16 protein-coding genes are annotated in these 15,486 nt (G+C 69.3%); 14 read left to right on the top strand and 2 right to left on the bottom strand.

Going from position 1 to position 15,486, the window contains the following annotated elements:
• Nucleotides 1–124 precede the first annotated feature (124 nt).
• Both ddaH and rocD read left to right on the top strand, forming a co-directional pair.
• Complete coding sequence (ddaH, locus tag IEX05_RS15295; RefSeq protein WP_229661209.1) at nucleotides 125–982, top strand: dimethylargininase; 858 nt, start codon at nucleotides 125–127, stop codon at nucleotides 980–982.
• A complete protein-coding gene (gene rocD, locus IEX05_RS15290; protein WP_229661208.1) occupies nucleotides 979–2,160 on the top strand; it encodes an ornithine--oxo-acid transaminase in 1,182 nt (393 codons plus the stop codon). The genes ddaH and rocD overlap by 4 nt, the downstream gene beginning before the upstream one ends.
• 48 nt (nucleotides 2,161–2,208) lie before the next feature.
• Here rocD and IEX05_RS08250 read toward each other — a convergent pair whose 3' ends face one another.
• Complete coding sequence (locus IEX05_RS08250) at nucleotides 2,209–3,702, bottom strand: HNH endonuclease signature motif containing protein (RefSeq protein ID WP_188700901.1); 1,494 nt, start codon at nucleotides 3,700–3,702, stop codon at nucleotides 2,209–2,211.
• Between the two features lie 188 nt (nucleotides 3,703–3,890).
• Here IEX05_RS08250 and IEX05_RS08245 point away from each other — a divergent pair, with 188 nt between their 5' ends.
• Nucleotides 3,891–5,174 carry an MFS transporter gene (locus IEX05_RS08245; RefSeq protein WP_229661207.1) on the top strand — a complete coding sequence of 428 codons (1,284 nt, stop codon included), beginning with the start codon at nucleotides 3,891–3,893 and terminating at the stop codon, nucleotides 5,172–5,174.
• 59 nt (nucleotides 5,175–5,233) lie between these two features.
• Here IEX05_RS08245 and IEX05_RS08240 read toward each other — a convergent pair whose 3' ends face one another.
• Entirely contained in the window at nucleotides 5,234–5,824 is a 591-nt protein-coding gene (locus IEX05_RS08240) for an LOG family protein (RefSeq protein WP_229661206.1), read from the bottom strand.
• A gap of 89 nt (nucleotides 5,825–5,913) precedes the next feature.
• Between IEX05_RS08240 and IEX05_RS08235 the strand changes: the two genes are divergently transcribed.
• The 11 genes from IEX05_RS08235 to IEX05_RS08185 all read left to right on the top strand — a co-directional run bounded on the left by IEX05_RS08235 (nucleotide 5,914) and on the right by IEX05_RS08185 (nucleotide 15,340).
• Nucleotides 5,914–7,206 carry an OmpA family protein gene (locus IEX05_RS08235; protein WP_188700899.1) on the top strand — a complete coding sequence of 431 codons (1,293 nt, stop codon included), beginning with the start codon at nucleotides 5,914–5,916 and terminating at the stop codon, nucleotides 7,204–7,206.
• Between the two features lie 20 nt (nucleotides 7,207–7,226).
• Nucleotides 7,227–7,877 (top strand): DUF3060 domain-containing protein, encoded by a 651-nt coding sequence (locus tag IEX05_RS08230; RefSeq protein ID WP_188700898.1) that lies wholly within the window; start codon nucleotides 7,227–7,229, stop codon nucleotides 7,875–7,877.
• On the top strand, nucleotides 7,874–8,578 hold the full coding sequence (locus IEX05_RS08225; protein WP_188700897.1) for a response regulator transcription factor: 705 nt from the start codon (nucleotides 7,874–7,876) through the stop codon (nucleotides 8,576–8,578). The genes IEX05_RS08230 and IEX05_RS08225 overlap by 4 nt, the downstream gene beginning before the upstream one ends.
• On the top strand, nucleotides 8,575–9,501 hold the full coding sequence (locus IEX05_RS08220) for a sensor histidine kinase (protein WP_229661205.1): 927 nt from the start codon (nucleotides 8,575–8,577) through the stop codon (nucleotides 9,499–9,501). Before IEX05_RS08225 ends, IEX05_RS08220 begins: the two co-directional genes overlap by 4 nt.
• Nucleotides 9,502–9,565: 64 nt before the next feature.
• Nucleotides 9,566–10,342: an NAD-dependent epimerase/dehydratase family protein gene (locus tag IEX05_RS08215; RefSeq protein ID WP_188700896.1), complete on the top strand. Its 777-nt coding sequence runs from the start codon at nucleotides 9,566–9,568 to the stop codon at nucleotides 10,340–10,342.
• 70 nt (nucleotides 10,343–10,412) lie between these two features.
• The gene (locus IEX05_RS08210; protein ID WP_308423412.1) at nucleotides 10,413–11,153 is read left to right on the top strand and encodes a GNAT family N-acetyltransferase; all 741 of its coding nucleotides are present in this window, start codon (nucleotides 10,413–10,415) and stop codon (nucleotides 11,151–11,153) included.
• 186 nt (nucleotides 11,154–11,339) lie between these two features.
• Nucleotides 11,340–12,248 (top strand): phosphate/phosphite/phosphonate ABC transporter substrate-binding protein, encoded by a 909-nt coding sequence (gene phnD / locus IEX05_RS08205; protein WP_188700895.1) that lies wholly within the window; start codon nucleotides 11,340–11,342, stop codon nucleotides 12,246–12,248.
• Complete coding sequence (locus IEX05_RS08200; protein ID WP_188700894.1) at nucleotides 12,245–13,057, top strand: phosphonate ABC transporter ATP-binding protein; 813 nt, start codon at nucleotides 12,245–12,247, stop codon at nucleotides 13,055–13,057. Before phnD ends, IEX05_RS08200 begins: the two co-directional genes overlap by 4 nt.
• Nucleotides 13,054–13,878, top strand: coding sequence for a phosphonate ABC transporter, permease protein PhnE (phnE, locus tag IEX05_RS08195; protein ID WP_188700893.1), 825 nt, complete (start codon nucleotides 13,054–13,056; stop codon nucleotides 13,876–13,878). The genes IEX05_RS08200 and phnE overlap by 4 nt, the downstream gene beginning before the upstream one ends.
• Nucleotides 13,875–14,612, top strand: a complete 738-nt coding sequence (locus IEX05_RS08190) for a tyrosine-protein phosphatase (protein WP_188700892.1) — start codon at nucleotides 13,875–13,877, stop codon at nucleotides 14,610–14,612. The genes phnE and IEX05_RS08190 overlap by 4 nt, the downstream gene beginning before the upstream one ends.
• Nucleotides 14,609–15,340: a TetR/AcrR family transcriptional regulator gene (locus IEX05_RS08185; RefSeq protein ID WP_229661204.1), complete on the top strand. Its 732-nt coding sequence runs from the start codon at nucleotides 14,609–14,611 to the stop codon at nucleotides 15,338–15,340. Before IEX05_RS08190 ends, IEX05_RS08185 begins: the two co-directional genes overlap by 4 nt.
• The last annotated feature ends 146 nt before the right edge of the window (nucleotides 15,341–15,486 follow it).

The raw sequence follows: 15,486 nt of genomic DNA, 5'->3' as shown, positions 1-15,486 counted from the left end.
CGCTCGCGTCATACGCGAATCGAGGGGCAGAATATGAAGCAGGCGTGCTCGCGCGCAGGCGTTCAGTCGCTCCGCCGAGCCCGAGGACAGCGTCCGCCGTTCGTCAACACGCGAGGAGCGTGAGATGTCGCAGAACACTCAGATGCCCGAACGAAGCCCGCACCGACGCCGCTACCTGATGAGTCGTCCCGAGCACTTCACGGTGTCGTACTCCATCAACCCATGGATGCACCCGGCGGATCCGACCGACACCGCCAAGGCCGTCGCGCAGTGGCAGGCGCTGTACGACGCCTACATCGGGCTTGGGCACGAGGTCGAGCTGATCGATCAGGCCCCGGGCCTCCCCGACATGGTCTACACGGCGAACGGCGGCTTCGTCATCGACGGCCGCGCGTACATCCCGAAGTTCCGGTACGCCGAGCGTCAACCCGAGTCGGCCCTGTTCGCCGAGTGGTTCGCGAGCAACGGCTTCGAGGTCGTCGAGCCGGAATACACGAACGAGGGCGAGGGCGACTTCCTGCTCGCGGGCGACGCGATCCTCGCGGGCCGCGGTTTCCGCTCGACCGACGACAGCCACCGCGAGATCGCCGATCTCTTCGGACGCGAGGTGCTGTCGCTGACCCTCGTCGACCCGCGCTTCTACCACCTCGATACGGCCCTGTCGGTGCTGGATCCCGTCGTCGCTCCCGGCGCGGAGCCCACGATCGCGTACCTGCCGGGCGCGTTCGACGACGAGAGCCGCGGCCTGCTCGAGGAACGCTTCCCCGGCGCGATCCGCGTCTCGGACGAGGACGGCGCCGTGTTCGGGCTGAACTCCGCGAGCGATGGACACAACGTGTTCCTCTCGCCCCGGGCGACGGGCTTCATCGCGCAGGTCGCGGAGCGGGGCTACAACCCCGTCACGATCGACCTCTCCGAGCTGCTGCTCGGCGGCGGCGGGATCAAGTGCTGCACGCTCGAGTTGCGCGGGGCGTCGTCGTGACCGCGCTCGCCGCATCGCACGTCGCACGGAACTACTCCCCGCTCCCGGTCGAGATCGCGACGGGGGAAGGGGCGTGGGTGAACGGCGCCGACGGGCGACGCTACCTCGACATGCTCGCGGGCTATTCCGCCCTGAACTTCGGGCACCGGCACCCGAGGCTCATCGCGGCCGCCCAGGAGCAGCTCGGCCGCATCACCCTGACGAGCCGCGCCTTCGACAACGACCGCCTCGAACCGTTCGCCGCGGCGCTCGCCGCACTCTGCGGCAAGGATCTCGTGCTGCCGATGAACACGGGAGCCGAGGCCGTCGAGACAGGCATCAAGCTCGCTCGTGCGTGGGGCTACCGCGTGAAGAAGGTCGCGCCCGGTCGGGCGAAGATCATCGTCGCGGACAACAACTTCCACGGCCGCACCACCACAATCGTCGGCTTCTCCAGCGATCCCGAGGCGCGCGACGACTTCGAACCGTTCGCGCCCGGCTTCGTCTCGGTGCCCTTCGGCGACGCCGACGCACTGGCGGCGGCGATCGACGACGACACGGTGGCGGTGCTGATCGAGCCCATCCAGGGCGAGGCCGGCGTCGTCGTCCCACCCGACGGGTATCTTCCGCGGGTGCGCGAGCTCACGCGGGAGAACAACGTGCTGTTCATCGCCGACGAGATCCAATCCGGCCTCGGCCGCACGGGCGAGACCTTCGCGTGCGACGCGGCAGGTGTCGTGCCGGACGTCTATCTCCTCGGCAAGGCCCTGGGCGGCGGCATCGTCCCCGTCTCGGCGGTCGTCGCGAACGAGGACGTGCTGGGTGTGTTTGGCCCCGGACAGCACGGATCCACCTTCGGCGGCAACCCGCTGGCGGCCGCCGTCGGCCTCGAGGTCGTGCGCATGCTCGAGGAGGGCGAGTGGCAGGAGCGGGCGCGGCTGCTCGGGGAGCACCTGGGCGAGCGGCTGGAGCCGCTGCGGGGACGGGGCGTGACGGGCGTGCGACGCGCGGGGCTCTGGGCCGGCATCGACATCGACCCGTCGGTCGGCTCGGGGCGGAGGGTCTGCGAGCGGCTGCTCGAACGCGGTGTCCTGGCAAAGGACACCCATGGGCAGACGATCCGCTTCGCCCCACCGCTGACGATTCGCGCGACCGAGATCGACTGGGCGGTCGAACAGCTGAGCGTCGTGCTGGGCTGATGCCGCGATCCGCGCGCGACCAGGTCGGGGCAGTCTCCTGCCCCGGCCTTAAGACACTCGGGTCGCGCGCGGCGTGGCGGTATCTCCGCGCCGTCGTCGGCGAATCTCGCCGCGCAGACTCCTGCGATTGATGACGGGGCGGAAGATTCCGCGCCGATCTACCCAGTGCGGGGCCTTCACGAAGGGCACTCCGTCTCGCATCTGGATCTCCCACCCGGAGCCGTCGAGGTCGTGATGGTGGGCCCAGCAGAGGAGCACCCCGTTATCGGTGTGGGTGGCCCCGCCCCTCGCGTGCTCTTCGACGTGGTGGATCTCACACCACGCCGCCGGAATCGTGCAACCGGGGATCACGCACCCGCCGTCGCGGGCCGCGATCGCGCGGCGCTGATGCGCCGTGAACAAGCGGCGGGGCGAGCCGAGTTCGATGATGCGACCGCGAGGATCGAGCACGAGCTTCTGCACGGCGCCCGTGCAGCCGATGCGGTGCGCGAGCTTCGCCGGGACGGACGCGTCGACGCCGTCGATGTCTGCGACGCCCGCCGGATCCGCGAGCTGCTCGGCGGCCACGGTGACGACCAGCGTCGGGGCGGCTCCGCCGATCGTGGGGGCGTGCTCGGAGGCGGCCGCGGCCTGCACCATCGAGACGAGCGCGTCGTGACGGCGCTGGCCGACGGTGCGCGTGTCGGCCGGTGCCTGCGCATCCGACCACGGCTCGTCTTCGGCGGCCTGTTCGGCGCACGTCGAGAACTGGACGGGCGAGCCCACGTGGGCGTCGAGCAGGCGCTGGAGGCTGCCCGCGGCCTCGGGCGTGAGCTTGCCCGACACCCGCACGAGGGCGTCGCGCACGCGGCCGACGGCGAAGTAGCGGTACCGCGCCGATTCGTCCGCCGACTGCTCGATACCCTCGCGGAGCAGGTACTCGAGCCACACGCCCGCCATCGCCCGGTAGTCGTCGAAGGTCTGCGGCAGCGCCTCGCCTGAATTCGCGAGCGGCCCCCGACCGGCGAAGCCCGCGGCGGTCGCGTTGACGATCTCGCGCTCGGCGGTCTCGACCTCGAGCGGGTCGATGACGGCGTCTTGTGCGGCCTTCTCGAGGGTGCGCGTCAGGTCGGCGGCGACGTCGACGCCGATGGCGCCCGCGTGCAGCGCGGCCGCGACGGCGGGAAAGGCGGAGGGGAGCGGCTCGCCCGCGAGCGAGACGGATCCGCGAGTGCGCCGATCGAGGGCGATCCGGGAGCGGATCTCGGCCGGCGCGGCGTGCGTGGTGTACGCGAGGAGGTTCGCCGCGGACGTCGAGTCGTAGCGGCGCGCGAGCGAGGACTCGCGCTCTGCGCCCGACCGGGCGTCGACCTCGCCGGCCGTCCTCACGCGTAGCGCGTCAACGTGGCGACCCACCTCTTCCGAGAGGCGGGAGAGAGCGACCAGCTCGGCATCCGAGAGGTGTGCGACCTCGCTCGAGAGCCTCTCGAGGAGGGGCAGTGCAGCCGTGACCCGCTCGCGCACCGAAAGGGTGCGGATCCGCGAGTTCGACGACGTTGCCATGGATCCAGTGTAGAACAAAAAGACGATAAAAGGAAAAAAACGAGAAAGGAAACCGAACATTTGCACCACGGCCATTCGCATATGTGTAATCGTCAGGTGTTGTCATGTACACTCTCCCCTCGGCGCTGAATCGTTTCATTTTCAGGGCGAGATCAGCAGCGGACGTTCAACGACGAAGAAGGCAACACATGGCACGCATCGGTGCGAAGAAGACGACGGGGTGGAAGGCCACCGCCGCCGTCGCAATGTCCAACTACATCGAGGCTGGATCGATCATCGCGATCGCGACCTCGATGGTGTTCTGGCAGGCCGAGTTCGGTTTCGACGAAAGTTTCAAGGGCCTGCTCGCCGCGCTGAGCGCGAACGCCTTCGGCGCCGCGATCGGTGCCATCATCGGCGGCCCCCTCTGCGACCGCTTCGGCCGCAAGTTCATCTACACCTACGACCTGCTCGTCTACATGGTCGGCGTTCTCGTCGCCGCGTTCGCGGTCAACCAGTGGATGCTGCTCGTCGCGTTCATCGTGACCGGCATCGCGGTCGGCGCGGGCGTTCCCGCCTCGTGGACGTACATCGCGGAAGAGGCGCCGAGCGACAAGCGCGCCGCGCACGTCGGCATGGCTCAGCTTGCATGGTCGGTCGGCCCCGCCATCGGCTTCCTGCTCGCCGCGCTCCTCACCCCCACGGGCCTGCTCGGATCCCGCATCATCTTCCTCCACCTCTTCGTCGTCGCGTTCATCACCTGGTGGGTGCGCCGCGGCCTCGAAGAATCGAAGAACTGGAAGAACACGCAGGCCATCCGCACCCAGCAGGGCGCGAAGGCCGCCGCGGGACAGGGCTTCCGGGCGTTGCTCGGCCGCAAGCAGAACATTCTCGCGCTGCTGTTCCTCATCGGCGTCTACTCGTTCTGGAACACCGTCGCGGGTCAGGCGGGCATGTTCATGCCCGACGTCTACAACGCCACCGGCCTGACCGACTCGGCGCAGCAGTACTTCCTGCAGTCGTTCCTCTGGACGATGACGGTCGTCGGCACCTTCACCTTCATGTGGCTCGGCGACCGCATGTCGCGACGCCTCCTGTTCTTCATCGGCGCCGTGCTCGGCATCGCCGGCTGGGTCGTGCTCGTGTACCTGCCGAGCGGCCCCGTGTCGCTGTTCGGCTTCGCGATTCTCTGGGGCTTCGCCTCCGGAATCGGCGCGCAGGCCTTCTACGGCCTGTGGACCGCCGAGCTGTTCGCGACGCAGTACCGCGCCTCGGCGCAGGGTGTGCTGTTCTTCACCGCGCGCATCATGGTGGGCGTGCTCAGCTACGGCTTCCCCGTGTGGCTCGAGATCCTCGGCCTGCACACCCTCGCCGCGATCCTCATCGCGATCCTCGCGGTCTCGATGCTCGTCGGCACCATCTGGGCGCCGAACACGCAGGGCAAGACCCTCGAGGAGATCGAGGAAGAGCGCTACGGCAAGGTCGACGCGTAAGCACGGCCCATAACGAGAGGCTCGCCCGACTGGGCGAGCCTCTCGTCGTCTTCCGCCAGCTATTCGGCCGCGGTCGGTGCGCTCCACTTCGCGGCCGGAGCCTCCCACGAGGCGAGCTTCTCGAGGAGCTCCTCGGGATCCGACGCGACGATCAGGCCGTCGCGGAATCGCGACGCGATGAAGCCCTGGGTGACGAGGTTGTCGAGCATCGCGAGCAGCGGATCCCAGAAGCCGTTCACGTCGTAGATCGCGATCGGCTTCGCGTGGATCCCGAGCTGCTGCCATGTCCACGCCTCGAAGAACTCCTCGAGGGTGCCGGCGCCGCCGGGCAGCATGACGAACGCATCGCTGAGGTCGGCCATGCGCTTCTTCCGCTCGTGCATATTGGCGACGACCTCGAGCCTCGTCAGATCGTGGTGGGCGATCTCCTTGTCGACGAGGGCCTCGGGGATGACACCGATCACCTCCCCCTCGGCCGCGCGGCCGGCGCTCGCGACCGCACCCATCAGTCCGACGTTGCCGCCGCCGTAGACCAGGCCGAGACCGGCGCGGGCGATCGCGGTGCCGACGGCCGTCGCGGAGGCGAGATATGCGGGGTCGGTGCCGCCCGCGGATCCGGTGAAAACGACGATGCGCCTCAGTGCACTCATGCTCCACACCATAGAGGGGCGGATGAACTGTCGCGAAACTGCGACAGCGCGGCGATAGCGCCGCGATATCGCCTCGCTAGTCTCAGATCATGAACATCACGAGCCGCGCGGGTCTCTCGCTCATCGGCGCCGCATTGCTCGCCGCCTCGCTCACCGCGTGCGGATCCGCGAACGACGCAGGCGCCGACGCGGCACCGGTGACCTCGGAACCGCAGACGACGGAGGAATCGGCGGCGCCGGAATCGGTCGCCGAGACCGAGACGCCCGAGACCGAGACGCCTGAGCCCGATGAGACCGAGCCCGATGAGACCGAGCCCAGTGATGACGCGACGGGGCTCCCCGCTGTCGCCGGCTACGACGTGGGGGAGTTTCCCGCCGTGCCGCTGTTTCAACTGCCCGACCTCTCGCTGCTCGACCCGTCGTCGGCAGATGGGTTCACGCTCGATCTCCGCGATGACGTCGTCGAGATTCCCGGCGTGCAGGTCTCGCCCGCGCACTGCGGCGAGGGCGGCAGCGTCTCGGCAGGCGCCGGGGCTGCATACCTGTATGGCGACGGATCCGGCACCTACACGGGCGCCGATGGATCGTCGGTCAAATACGGCGACGGATCCGGAACATTCACGCTCAACGGCGTGACCGTCACGAACTATGGTGACGGGTCCGGTAGGTACGACGACGGTACCGTGAGCATCGTCAATTACGGCGACGGATCAGGCGCCTACAGCGACGCCGACGTGAGCGTGCAGATCTATGGTGACGGATCCGGCACCTATACCGCGGGCGCGACCTCGATCGTGAACTACGGGGATGGATCCGGCGACTACACCGACGGCACCGTGAGCATCACGAACTACGGCGATGGCTCCGGCACCTACAGCGACGGTGACATCACGATCACCAACTACGGTGACGGCACGGGGCTCGTGAACGGGCAGGAGATCGAGCTGGATCCGATCGCGCGCGTGCCCGAGCTCGGCGTGTTCCCCACGCTCGACGCCCTGCAGCCGATCGAGTCGTGCGGCACGCTGATCATGTTCGAGGACGGCGTGCTGTTCGACTTCGACAAGAGCGAGGTGCGCGACGATGCCGCGGACACCCTCGGGGTCGTCGCCGAGGCGCTGACGGGCTACGAGGTGACCGAAGCCGTGATCTCGGGCCACACCGATTCGATTGGTGACGAGGCCTACAACCAAGCCCTGTCGGAGGCGCGCGCCGCGGCGGTCGTCGCCGCGCTCGAAGGAGCGGGCGTGAGCGCCCAGCTCACGGCGGAGGGCTACGGCGAGAGCCGCCCCGTCGCTGCGAACGAGATCGACGGCGCTGACAACCCGGCCGGCCGCCAACTGAACCGCCGCGTCGACATCTTTATCCCCACCTTCTTGTGACCCGCGAACGGAACCCGATCATGCGCGCACTTCCCGTCATTACCCTGTCCGCCCTTCTCCTTGTAGGGCTCACCGGCTGCTCGGTGGCGGTCAGCGAGCCCGACGAACAGGCCACCACGGCCGACAACGCGGCGTCGGATGCCTCCGAGGACACCTCCGAAACCGGATCCGCGGGGGAGCCCGCGGGCGAGGCGGGGGAGCCCGCCGAGACGGTATCGGAGGATCCGGAGCCCGAGGAGAGCGAGCTGTCGTCGAGCGATGGCGCGGGTGCGGATAGCGGCGCCGAGGATGCCGGGGGAGACGAGGCAGGTGCCGACAGCGACGGCGCGACCTCATGGAGCGCCGAGGAGGCCGCGTACCGCGACTCCATGCTCGAGCTCGTCACGCGCACGCTCACCTGCGACGGCGAGCTCGTCTTCGGGAAGAACGAGCCCGGTCAGATCGTGCGGATCGACGGGCCGTGCGAGCACGTCGTCGTTCACATGGACGCGGGCGTGGTGATCGCGGAGGAGGTGGGCTCGATCGAGGTCAGCGGCGCGGGCAACGTCATCTATCTCGACGGCGTCGACACGATCAGCGTCGCGGGCGACGCCAACGCGATCTCGTGGCTCGGTGCGACGCCGCAGGTCACCGACACGGGCGCCGGAAACGTGATCGTTTCGGGGTCATGACCGAGCGCACCCGCCTGCTGCTCGTCGACGACGACGCCGCGATCACGGTTCCCCTCGCCTCGTTCCTCGAGCGCAGCGGATACGCGGTGAGCGTTGCCGGCGACGGGCACGAGGGGCTCCAGGAGGTCGCCCGGACCAGGCCCGATCTCGTGGTGAGCGACGTGCTCATGCCGCGCATGGACGGCCGCGAATTCGTGCGGCGCCTGCGCGAGAGCGAGCCCTGGCTACCCGTGATCCTGCTGACGCAGGTGGGCGAGTCATGGGAGCGCAGCGCGGCCCTCGATGAGGGCGCGGACGATTACCTCAACAAGCCCTTCGACCCGCAGGAGCTGCTCTCGCGCGTGCGCGCGGTGCTGCGGCGGGCGACGCGCGGGGTGCCGACGAGCCAGCGGATCCGTGCGGACGAGCTCCTGCTCGATCGCACGTCGCGGCGCGTCTGGATGGGCGATCGCGAGCTGGACCTCACGCCGAAGGCGCTGACCCTGCTCGAGTTCCTCATGATGCACCCGCAGGAGGCCCACTCGCGAGAGCGATTACTCGCCGGGCTGTGGGGTTTCGACTTCGCGAGCTCGAGCCGCGCGGTCGATCACCGCATCGCCGAGCTGCGGCGGGTGCTGGGCGATAGCGCCGGCTCACCGCGCTTCATCGACACGGCGCAGGGCCTCGGCTATCGCTTCATCGCACAGGTGGTAGCCGCGTGAGGCGCTGGTGGCTGGCGGCGGCGCCGTTCGCGCTCGGCGCGGTGCTCGGAGGGGTGCTCGCCCTGCTCGGCGAACGCCGCATGATCGAGGTCGCCGTGGCGATCCCGCTCGCCTTCCTCGTCGCCGGCGCCCTCGCGAGCGTCGCGATCCTCGCGGCGCTGCTCGCGCGGCGCTCCCGCGAGGCGCGGATCCGCGAGCGGGAGAACGCGCGCGCTTCGGGATCCGCCGAGGCGACCGCCGAGACCCTGAGCGCGGAGCGGCAGCGTCACCGCCGCTTCCTCGCGCGGCTCGATCACGAGCTGAAGAACCCGCTCACGGCGATCCGCGCGACGGCCGCCGCGGCGGGCACCGGGGATCCGCACTGGTCCCTCGTCGACTCGCAGGCGCGCCGGCTCAGCGAGCTCGTGCGCGACCTCCGCAAGCTCGCCGAGCTCGAGACGAGGCCGCTCGAGCGCGAGCGCGTCGATCTCGAGGAGCTGCTCGTCGACGCGAGTTCGGCGCTCGCCGACCGCGACCCCGCCGCGGGCGGCCGGATCCGGCGGGAGATTTCTCGCGTGCCGTGGCCCGTCCCGGCGGTGTCGGCCGACCCCGACCTGCTCTCGCTCGCGGTGGACAATGTGCTCGGCAACGCCGCGAAGTACTCCTCGACCGGCCCCATCGAGGTGCGCCTTCGCGAGGAGTCGGGCGTCGCCGTGATCGAGGTCGCCGATTCCGGGCGCGGCATTCCTGAGGCGGATCTCCCGCACGTGTTCGACGAACTCGCGCGCGCCGGGAACGCGCGCGACGTCGCGGGATCCGGGCTCGGGCTCACCCTCGTGCAGGCGGTGATCGCCCGTCACGGCGGAACGGTGTCACTGAGATCGGTCGAGGGCGCGGGAACCGTCGTCGGCCTGCGGATCCCGCTGCGGGCGCCGTCCGAATAGCAGAGCGGGCCCGCAGCGTCCAGCCGGTACGGCAGCCGTCCCCGGATCCGCCAGACTGAGATTCATGACGAGAACCGTGCTGATCACCGGCGGGGCCGGCCGCATCGGCCGCATGCTGCTCGACCGGGAGCCCCGCGACGCGTGGCGATACGTGGTGTTCGACGAGGCGGATGCGCCGATCGAGCGCGAGGACGTGACGCTGCTGCGCGGCAGCCTGACGGATCCGGCCGCGGTGCGCGCCGCGATGCGCGGCGTGACCGACGTCGTGCACCTCGCGGGGATCGCCCACGAGGACGTCTGGGAGCGGATCCTCGCCGTGAATGTCGAGGGCACGCGCAACATTCTGGAGGCCGCGGCCTCAGAGGGGGTCGGCCGGTTCGTGTTCGCCTCGAGCAACCATGCTGTCGGGCTCGCCGAGGTGCAGGAAGGGCTCGCCGATGATGCGGCACCTCGCCCCGACAGCTTCTACGGGTGGAGCAAGGCTGCAGGCGAGGCGCTCGTGCGGCTGTACTGCGAGCGGAGCGGCATGATTGGGGTCGCCGTGCGGATCGGCGGGTGCAGCGAGCGGCCGAACTCGATGAACCGGGCGTCGGTCTGGCTATCGCCGGGAGATGCCCGGCGACTCGTCGACGCGGCGCTCGAGAACGACTTCGGGCAATTTGCGTACGTCTGGGGTGTATCGGCGAACACGCGCGGATGGTTGTCCCGCGACGGTGCGCGCCGCATCGGGTACGAGCCCATCGACGACTCGGAGGAGTACATCGACGGGCTGGACGGCGAACCGGAGACGCGTCTCGGCGGCGGGATGAGCGATGGTGAGCTGGGGGCTTCGCGACCCTAGTCCCAAGCCCTGTTCGCGTGTTAGGGACCGACGCACCCAGCTCACAGCCTCACGGGAGCACAATGACAACGTGTTCGATTTCGCGCCCCGATCCGCAGCCTCCCACCACGCACAGGACACCTCGACGATCGACATGTCGGTGCTCGACAGCCCGGCATGGTCGGCACTGAACGGGGAACACGCGCGCTTCGCCGAGGGGAACGACCTCGTCAAGCGCTACCAGGACGACGTGTCGCCGTTCGTCGGCGTCGCGTCATGGGACGAGCCCGCGGTATGGGACGCGCTCATCGACATGTTCGGCCGCGGTGCGACGGTCTCGCTCTCGCACTTCACCGGCTCCCTGCCCGAGGGATGGACCGAGGTGTCACGCGGCGCGGGCCTGCAGATGGTCGCCTCGCCCCGGGTCACGGGTCAGCCCTTCGAGGAGGCGATCGAACTCGGCGCGGACGACGCCGAAGAGATGCTCGCCATCGTCGCCCGGAACGAGCCCGGGCCCTTTCGCCCGCGCACGCACGAGCTCGGCCGCTACGTCGGCGTGCGCCGCGACGGCAGGCTCGTCGCCATGGCCGGAGAGCGCCTGCACCCGGACGGATTCACCGAGATCAGCGCCGTCTGCGTCGATGAGGACTACCGCCGTCAGGGACTCGCCTCCGCGCTCGTTCTCGACGTCGCACACGCGATCCGTTCGCGCGGCGACATCCCCTTCCTCCACGTCTCGGCCACCAACCTCGGCGCCGCCGCGGCCTACGAGAAGCTCGGCTTCGAACTGCGCCGCAAGGTCGCGTTCCTCGCCGCCCAGACCCCGGCCTGACTCCGCACTCCGAACGCCCCGGGAGCACCCGCTCCCGGGGCGTTCGCGCGTTCGGGATCCGGAACCGGCAGTCCCGTAACCCTCCGTTCATCGAGCATTCCTTTCTGGTACTCCGGTTCTCGTAATTGCCGGTCACTTGGCGTGGCTTATATGAGAGCCGTCACCCCACCGCCAGAAAGGCACCCCATGCGCTTCCCTCTCGTTGCCGGCGCCCTGCTCGCCGGATCCGCTCTTCTCCTCACCGGTTGCTCCGGCTCCGCCGACGCCTCGGAAGACGACGCCATCCGCTTCGCGACCTTGCCGATCGGCGACGACCCGACCTCCGCCACGCCGATCGAGAAGATCGCCGAGCTGCTCGAGACCGAGACGGGCATGACCGTCGAGATCACCGACGTTCCCAACTACTCGGCCGTCATCGAGGCGGTGCGCGCGGGACACGAAGACATCGGCATCATGAGCGCGTTCCCGTCGGCGCTTGCCGTCAACACCGGCGAGGTCGACTCGCTCGTCGCCTGGCCCGGCAGCGCGGACCCCGTCTCGACCTGCCTCGTGCTCGACGACTCGCCGCTCGAGACCCTCGAGGACATCACGCCCGAGACGACGATCGCCTTCGCCGACCCCAACTCGTCGAGCGGCTACTACATGCCGACCTACATGCTCGACCAGGTCGGCCTGCACAAGGACGACGGCGACTTCAAGGAGCTGATGTCCGGAAGCCACGAGAACAGCTTCATCGCCCTGAAGGAGGGACAGGCCGACGTCGCCTGCACCTCTTCGATCTTCCCCGCGATGGCGGGCCAGGACAACCCGATGTTCCCCTTCGAGGAGGGCGAGACGCGCTCGATCGGTGAGAGCCGCGACATGCCCATCTCGATCTCGATCCTGGGCAACCAGAAGATGTCCGATGAGAAGCGTCAGGCGCTCGTCGAGGCGCTACCGAAGGTGTTCAGCGACGAGAACCGCGACGAGCTCGGCCTGTACATGGACGCCATGCCCGAGGGCGTCGAGCCCATCATCGAGCCCGACGCGGCCGAATTCCAGCCCATCGTCGACATCGCCGCCGTCGCCGGCGTGGACATCTCGGACCTCGGATGAGCATCGTCGGCACCCCCGCGCTCTCGGCGCAGCAGAAGCCCGTCGCCGAGCCCCTCGTCTCGATCCGCGAGCTGCGCGTGCGCTACGCGCCGCAGGATCCGTTCGTGCTCGACGGCGTCGACCTCGACCTGTTCCGCGGCGAGACCGTCGCGCTCCTCGGATCCAGCGGATCCGGCAAGTCAACCCTCATGAAGGCGCTCACCGGCTTCGCCCCGATCCACTCGGGATCCGTTCGCGCCGGCGACTTCGACGTCGCGAAGCTGCAGCGCGGCCAGTTGCGCCGGCTACGCTCGCAGACCGGTCAGGTGTTCCAGCAGTTCAACCTCGTCGGCCGCCTCAGCGTCCTGACGAACGTGCTCACGGGATCCCTCTATGGCGCCGGCGCGCCCAACATGCTCGGCACCTTCCGCAGCGCCGACCGCAAGCGGGCGCTCGAGCTGCTCGACCGGGTCGGGATCGCCCACAAGGCGAACGAGCCCGCCCGCTCGCTCTCCGGCGGTCAGCAGCAGCGCGTCGCGATCGCGCGCGCCCTCATGCAGAACCCGCGCGTGATCCTCGCCGACGAACCGGTCGCGTCCCTGGATCCGAAGATGAGCCGCACGGTGCTCGAGCTGCTCCAGCAGATCGCGCGCGAGGACCAGATCCCCGTGCTCGTCAGCCTGCACGTTCTTCCGCTCGCGCTCGCGCACTCCGACCGCATCGTCGGGCTGCGCCACGGCGAGATCGTCGTCTCGGGCCACACTGCCGATCTGACCGCCGAGATGCTCGCCCCCGTGTACGACATCGACGAGGAAGAAGAAGACGAATGAGCACCTCGACGCTCACCCGCCCGAAGCTGGATCCGCGCGAACGCGAGCGCATGGAGCGCGCGTTCCGGATCCCGCGCTCGCGCTCGATCGTCGGCGTCGTGCTCGCCGTCGCGATCTTCCTCTGGTCGGCGAACGGCGCGCAGTTCGACTTCCTGAAGCTCGGCGAGGGCGCATCGAACATGGGGGAGTTCCTCCTGCGCATGTTCCCGCCCGACTTCTCGAAGATCGGGCTCATCCTGACGCTCCTTCTCGAGACGCTGCAGATGGCGATCGTCGGCACCGTGCTCGGGGCCGTGCTCGCCCTGGTCGTGGCGTTCGGCGCCGCGAGCAACATCGCCCCGACGTGGCTCTACTACCCGTGCCGCTGGATGATGAACATCATCCGCGCGCTGCCCGACCTCGTCATCGCGCTCATGTTCGTCTCCGCCGTGGGCCTCGGGCCGTTCGCGGGAATCCTCGCGATGACGATCGGATCCATCGGATCCATCGGCAAGATCTTCGCCGAGGCCATGGAGGCCGTCGACCGCGGCCCCATCACCGCGATGGAATCGGTCGGTGCCTCGCGCCGCCAGGTCATCCAGTACGGAATCCTGCCGCAGGCCATGCCGATGCTCGTCAGCTACACGTTGCTGCTCTTCGAAGGCAATGTGCGCGGCGCCACCATCCTCGGCCTCGTCGGGGCCGGAGGCATCGGCCTCGAACTCACGACCGCCATGAACCGCTACGACTACGGACACCTGTTCGCCATGGTCATCTGCATCATCGTGCTCGTCACGGTGATCGACCAGGCGAGCGCCATCATCAGAAGGAAGATCACATGACCATCGCCGACCTCGTCCTCTCCGCACCCGTCAACCTGCGCGACCTCGGTGGCGTGCCCGTCGCGGGCGGATCCGTTCGGAGCGGCTTCGCGATCCGCGCCGACGACCTGTCGGTCGTCGACCAGCAGACCGCGGAGGACCTCGTCGTCGACGGGCTCACCGCGATCATCGACCTCCGCTCGATCGACGAGATCGAGCTCACCGGCCGCGGCCCGCTCGGCCGCATGCCCGTGACCTACCACCACGTGCCGTTCATGGCCTCGATCGGTGATGCGGGCCCCGAGGCGCACGACCAGACGCAGTTCGGGACGATGTACGTGCGCATGTTCGAGGCGGCGGCGCCCCGCATCGTCGAGGCGCTCGCGATCATCGCCCACGCGCCCGGAGCCGTGGCCTTCCACTGCGCCGCGGGTCAGGACCGCACGGGCGTGCTCGCCGCGTCGCTCCTGCTCGCGCTCGGAGCATCGGAGGAGGCCATCGTCGCCGACTACGTCCGCACGGGCGAGAACTCGGACGCGATCATGGCCCGCCTCGAGCCGACGATCGGCCGCCTGATGGCGAAGTTCGGCTTCGACCTCGACGAGGCGGCCCGCGCGGCGGTGCGCAAGGAGTTCTCCCCGGAGCCCATGCGCACCCTGCTCGCCTCGCTCGGCGAGGATCCGCTCCAGGCGCTGCGCCAGGCCGGGCTCACCGACGGCCTGATCGCGCAGCTCCGCGCCCGGGCGGTCGCGTGACGCTCCGCGCGCCCGCCCGAGCCGCGACCCTCGACGGGGGTCGCGGCTCGCGCGCGCGAGGAACCGGATCCGCGGAGCTGAGCCCGAATTGCGGACCGGATGCCGGATCCGATCCGCAGAAGGGGGTCATCTCCGCAATTGCGGAGCAGCGGGGGCCCGGCCGGCCCCGCAAGGAGGGGCACGACGAGCGGATCCTCGACGCCACCGTGAAGCTCATCGAGAACGACAAGCCCGTCACGGTCGCCGCGATCGTCGCCGAGAGCGGCATCTCGCGCGCCGCGATCTACCGGCGCTGGCCGAGCCTGCCGGAACTGATCGCCGCCGCGTTGGACAAGGGCAGGGCCGCCCTCGAGGTCGACACCTCCGGTGACATCAAGGAAGCGATGATCGCGCTGATCTTCGGGGATCCGAAGGCCCTGCGCGGGTCGACCTACAGCGATCGGCGCTTCCGCGCGCGCATGAGCCTCGTCATGCAGAACCCCGATCTACAGGAGGCCTATTGGAAGAGCCACGTGCGCCGACGCCGCGGGGCCTTCGAGGCGGCGCTCGCCGAAGCGATGCGCCGGGGCGAGCTGCGCGACGACCTCGACATCGACGCGTGCATCGACCTCATCAACGGCGTCTTCTACTACCAGGTGGTGGTGCGCGGCACGGGCCTCGACGACCCGACGACCTTCGCCCGCTGCCGTGAGGCCTTCGAGGTCGCCTGGCGGGGGATGGCGAGCTGAGATTCTGACGTTGCGCCGAGATTCTGACGATTCCTCGCGGATCCGCCATTTCTCGCGCGATCGTCAGAATCTCGGCGCGCACCCGTGAGGATCCTGGGGTAGGCGCGCGGCGAGGATGCTAGGGTAGAGAAGTTGTCCCGTGTCGG

It is taken from the genome of Microbacterium nanhaiense (assembly GCF_014646015.1).
Lineage (GTDB): Bacteria > Actinomycetota > Actinomycetes > Actinomycetales > Microbacteriaceae > Microbacterium > Microbacterium nanhaiense.
Note: the sequence above shows the minus strand (reverse complement) of the source record. Positions and strands in the feature narration are given on the sequence as shown.

What these genes read in the sequence shown, in the direction of transcription:
- IEX05_RS08190 (WP_188700892.1), top strand. Translation starts at nt 13,875, where the DNA reads ATGACCATCGCCGACCTCGTCCTCTCCGCACCCGTCAACCTGCGCGAC.
- IEX05_RS08200 (WP_188700894.1), top strand. Translation starts at nt 12,245, where the DNA reads ATGAGCATCGTCGGCACCCCCGCGCTCTCGGCGCAGCAGAAGCCCGTC.
- IEX05_RS08235 (WP_188700899.1), top strand. Translation starts at nt 5,914, where the DNA reads ATGAACATCACGAGCCGCGCGGGTCTCTCGCTCATCGGCGCCGCATTG.
- phnD (WP_188700895.1), top strand. Translation starts at nt 11,340, where the DNA reads ATGCGCTTCCCTCTCGTTGCCGGCGCCCTGCTCGCCGGATCCGCTCTT.
- IEX05_RS08230 (WP_188700898.1), top strand. Translation starts at nt 7,227, where the DNA reads ATGCGCGCACTTCCCGTCATTACCCTGTCCGCCCTTCTCCTTGTAGGG.
- IEX05_RS08215 (WP_188700896.1), top strand. Translation starts at nt 9,566, where the DNA reads ATGACGAGAACCGTGCTGATCACCGGCGGGGCCGGCCGCATCGGCCGC.
- IEX05_RS08245 (WP_229661207.1), top strand. Translation starts at nt 3,891, where the DNA reads ATGGCACGCATCGGTGCGAAGAAGACGACGGGGTGGAAGGCCACCGCC.
- ddaH (WP_229661209.1), top strand. Translation starts at nt 125, where the DNA reads ATGTCGCAGAACACTCAGATGCCCGAACGAAGCCCGCACCGACGCCGC.
- IEX05_RS08240 (WP_229661206.1), bottom strand. Translation starts at nt 5,824, where the DNA reads ATGAGTGCACTGAGGCGCATCGTCGTTTTCACCGGATCCGCGGGCGGC.
- phnE (WP_188700893.1), top strand. Translation starts at nt 13,054, where the DNA reads ATGAGCACCTCGACGCTCACCCGCCCGAAGCTGGATCCGCGCGAACGC.
- IEX05_RS08225 (WP_188700897.1), top strand. Translation starts at nt 7,874, where the DNA reads ATGACCGAGCGCACCCGCCTGCTGCTCGTCGACGACGACGCCGCGATC.
- IEX05_RS08250 (WP_188700901.1), bottom strand. Translation starts at nt 3,702, where the DNA reads ATGGCAACGTCGTCGAACTCGCGGATCCGCACCCTTTCGGTGCGCGAG.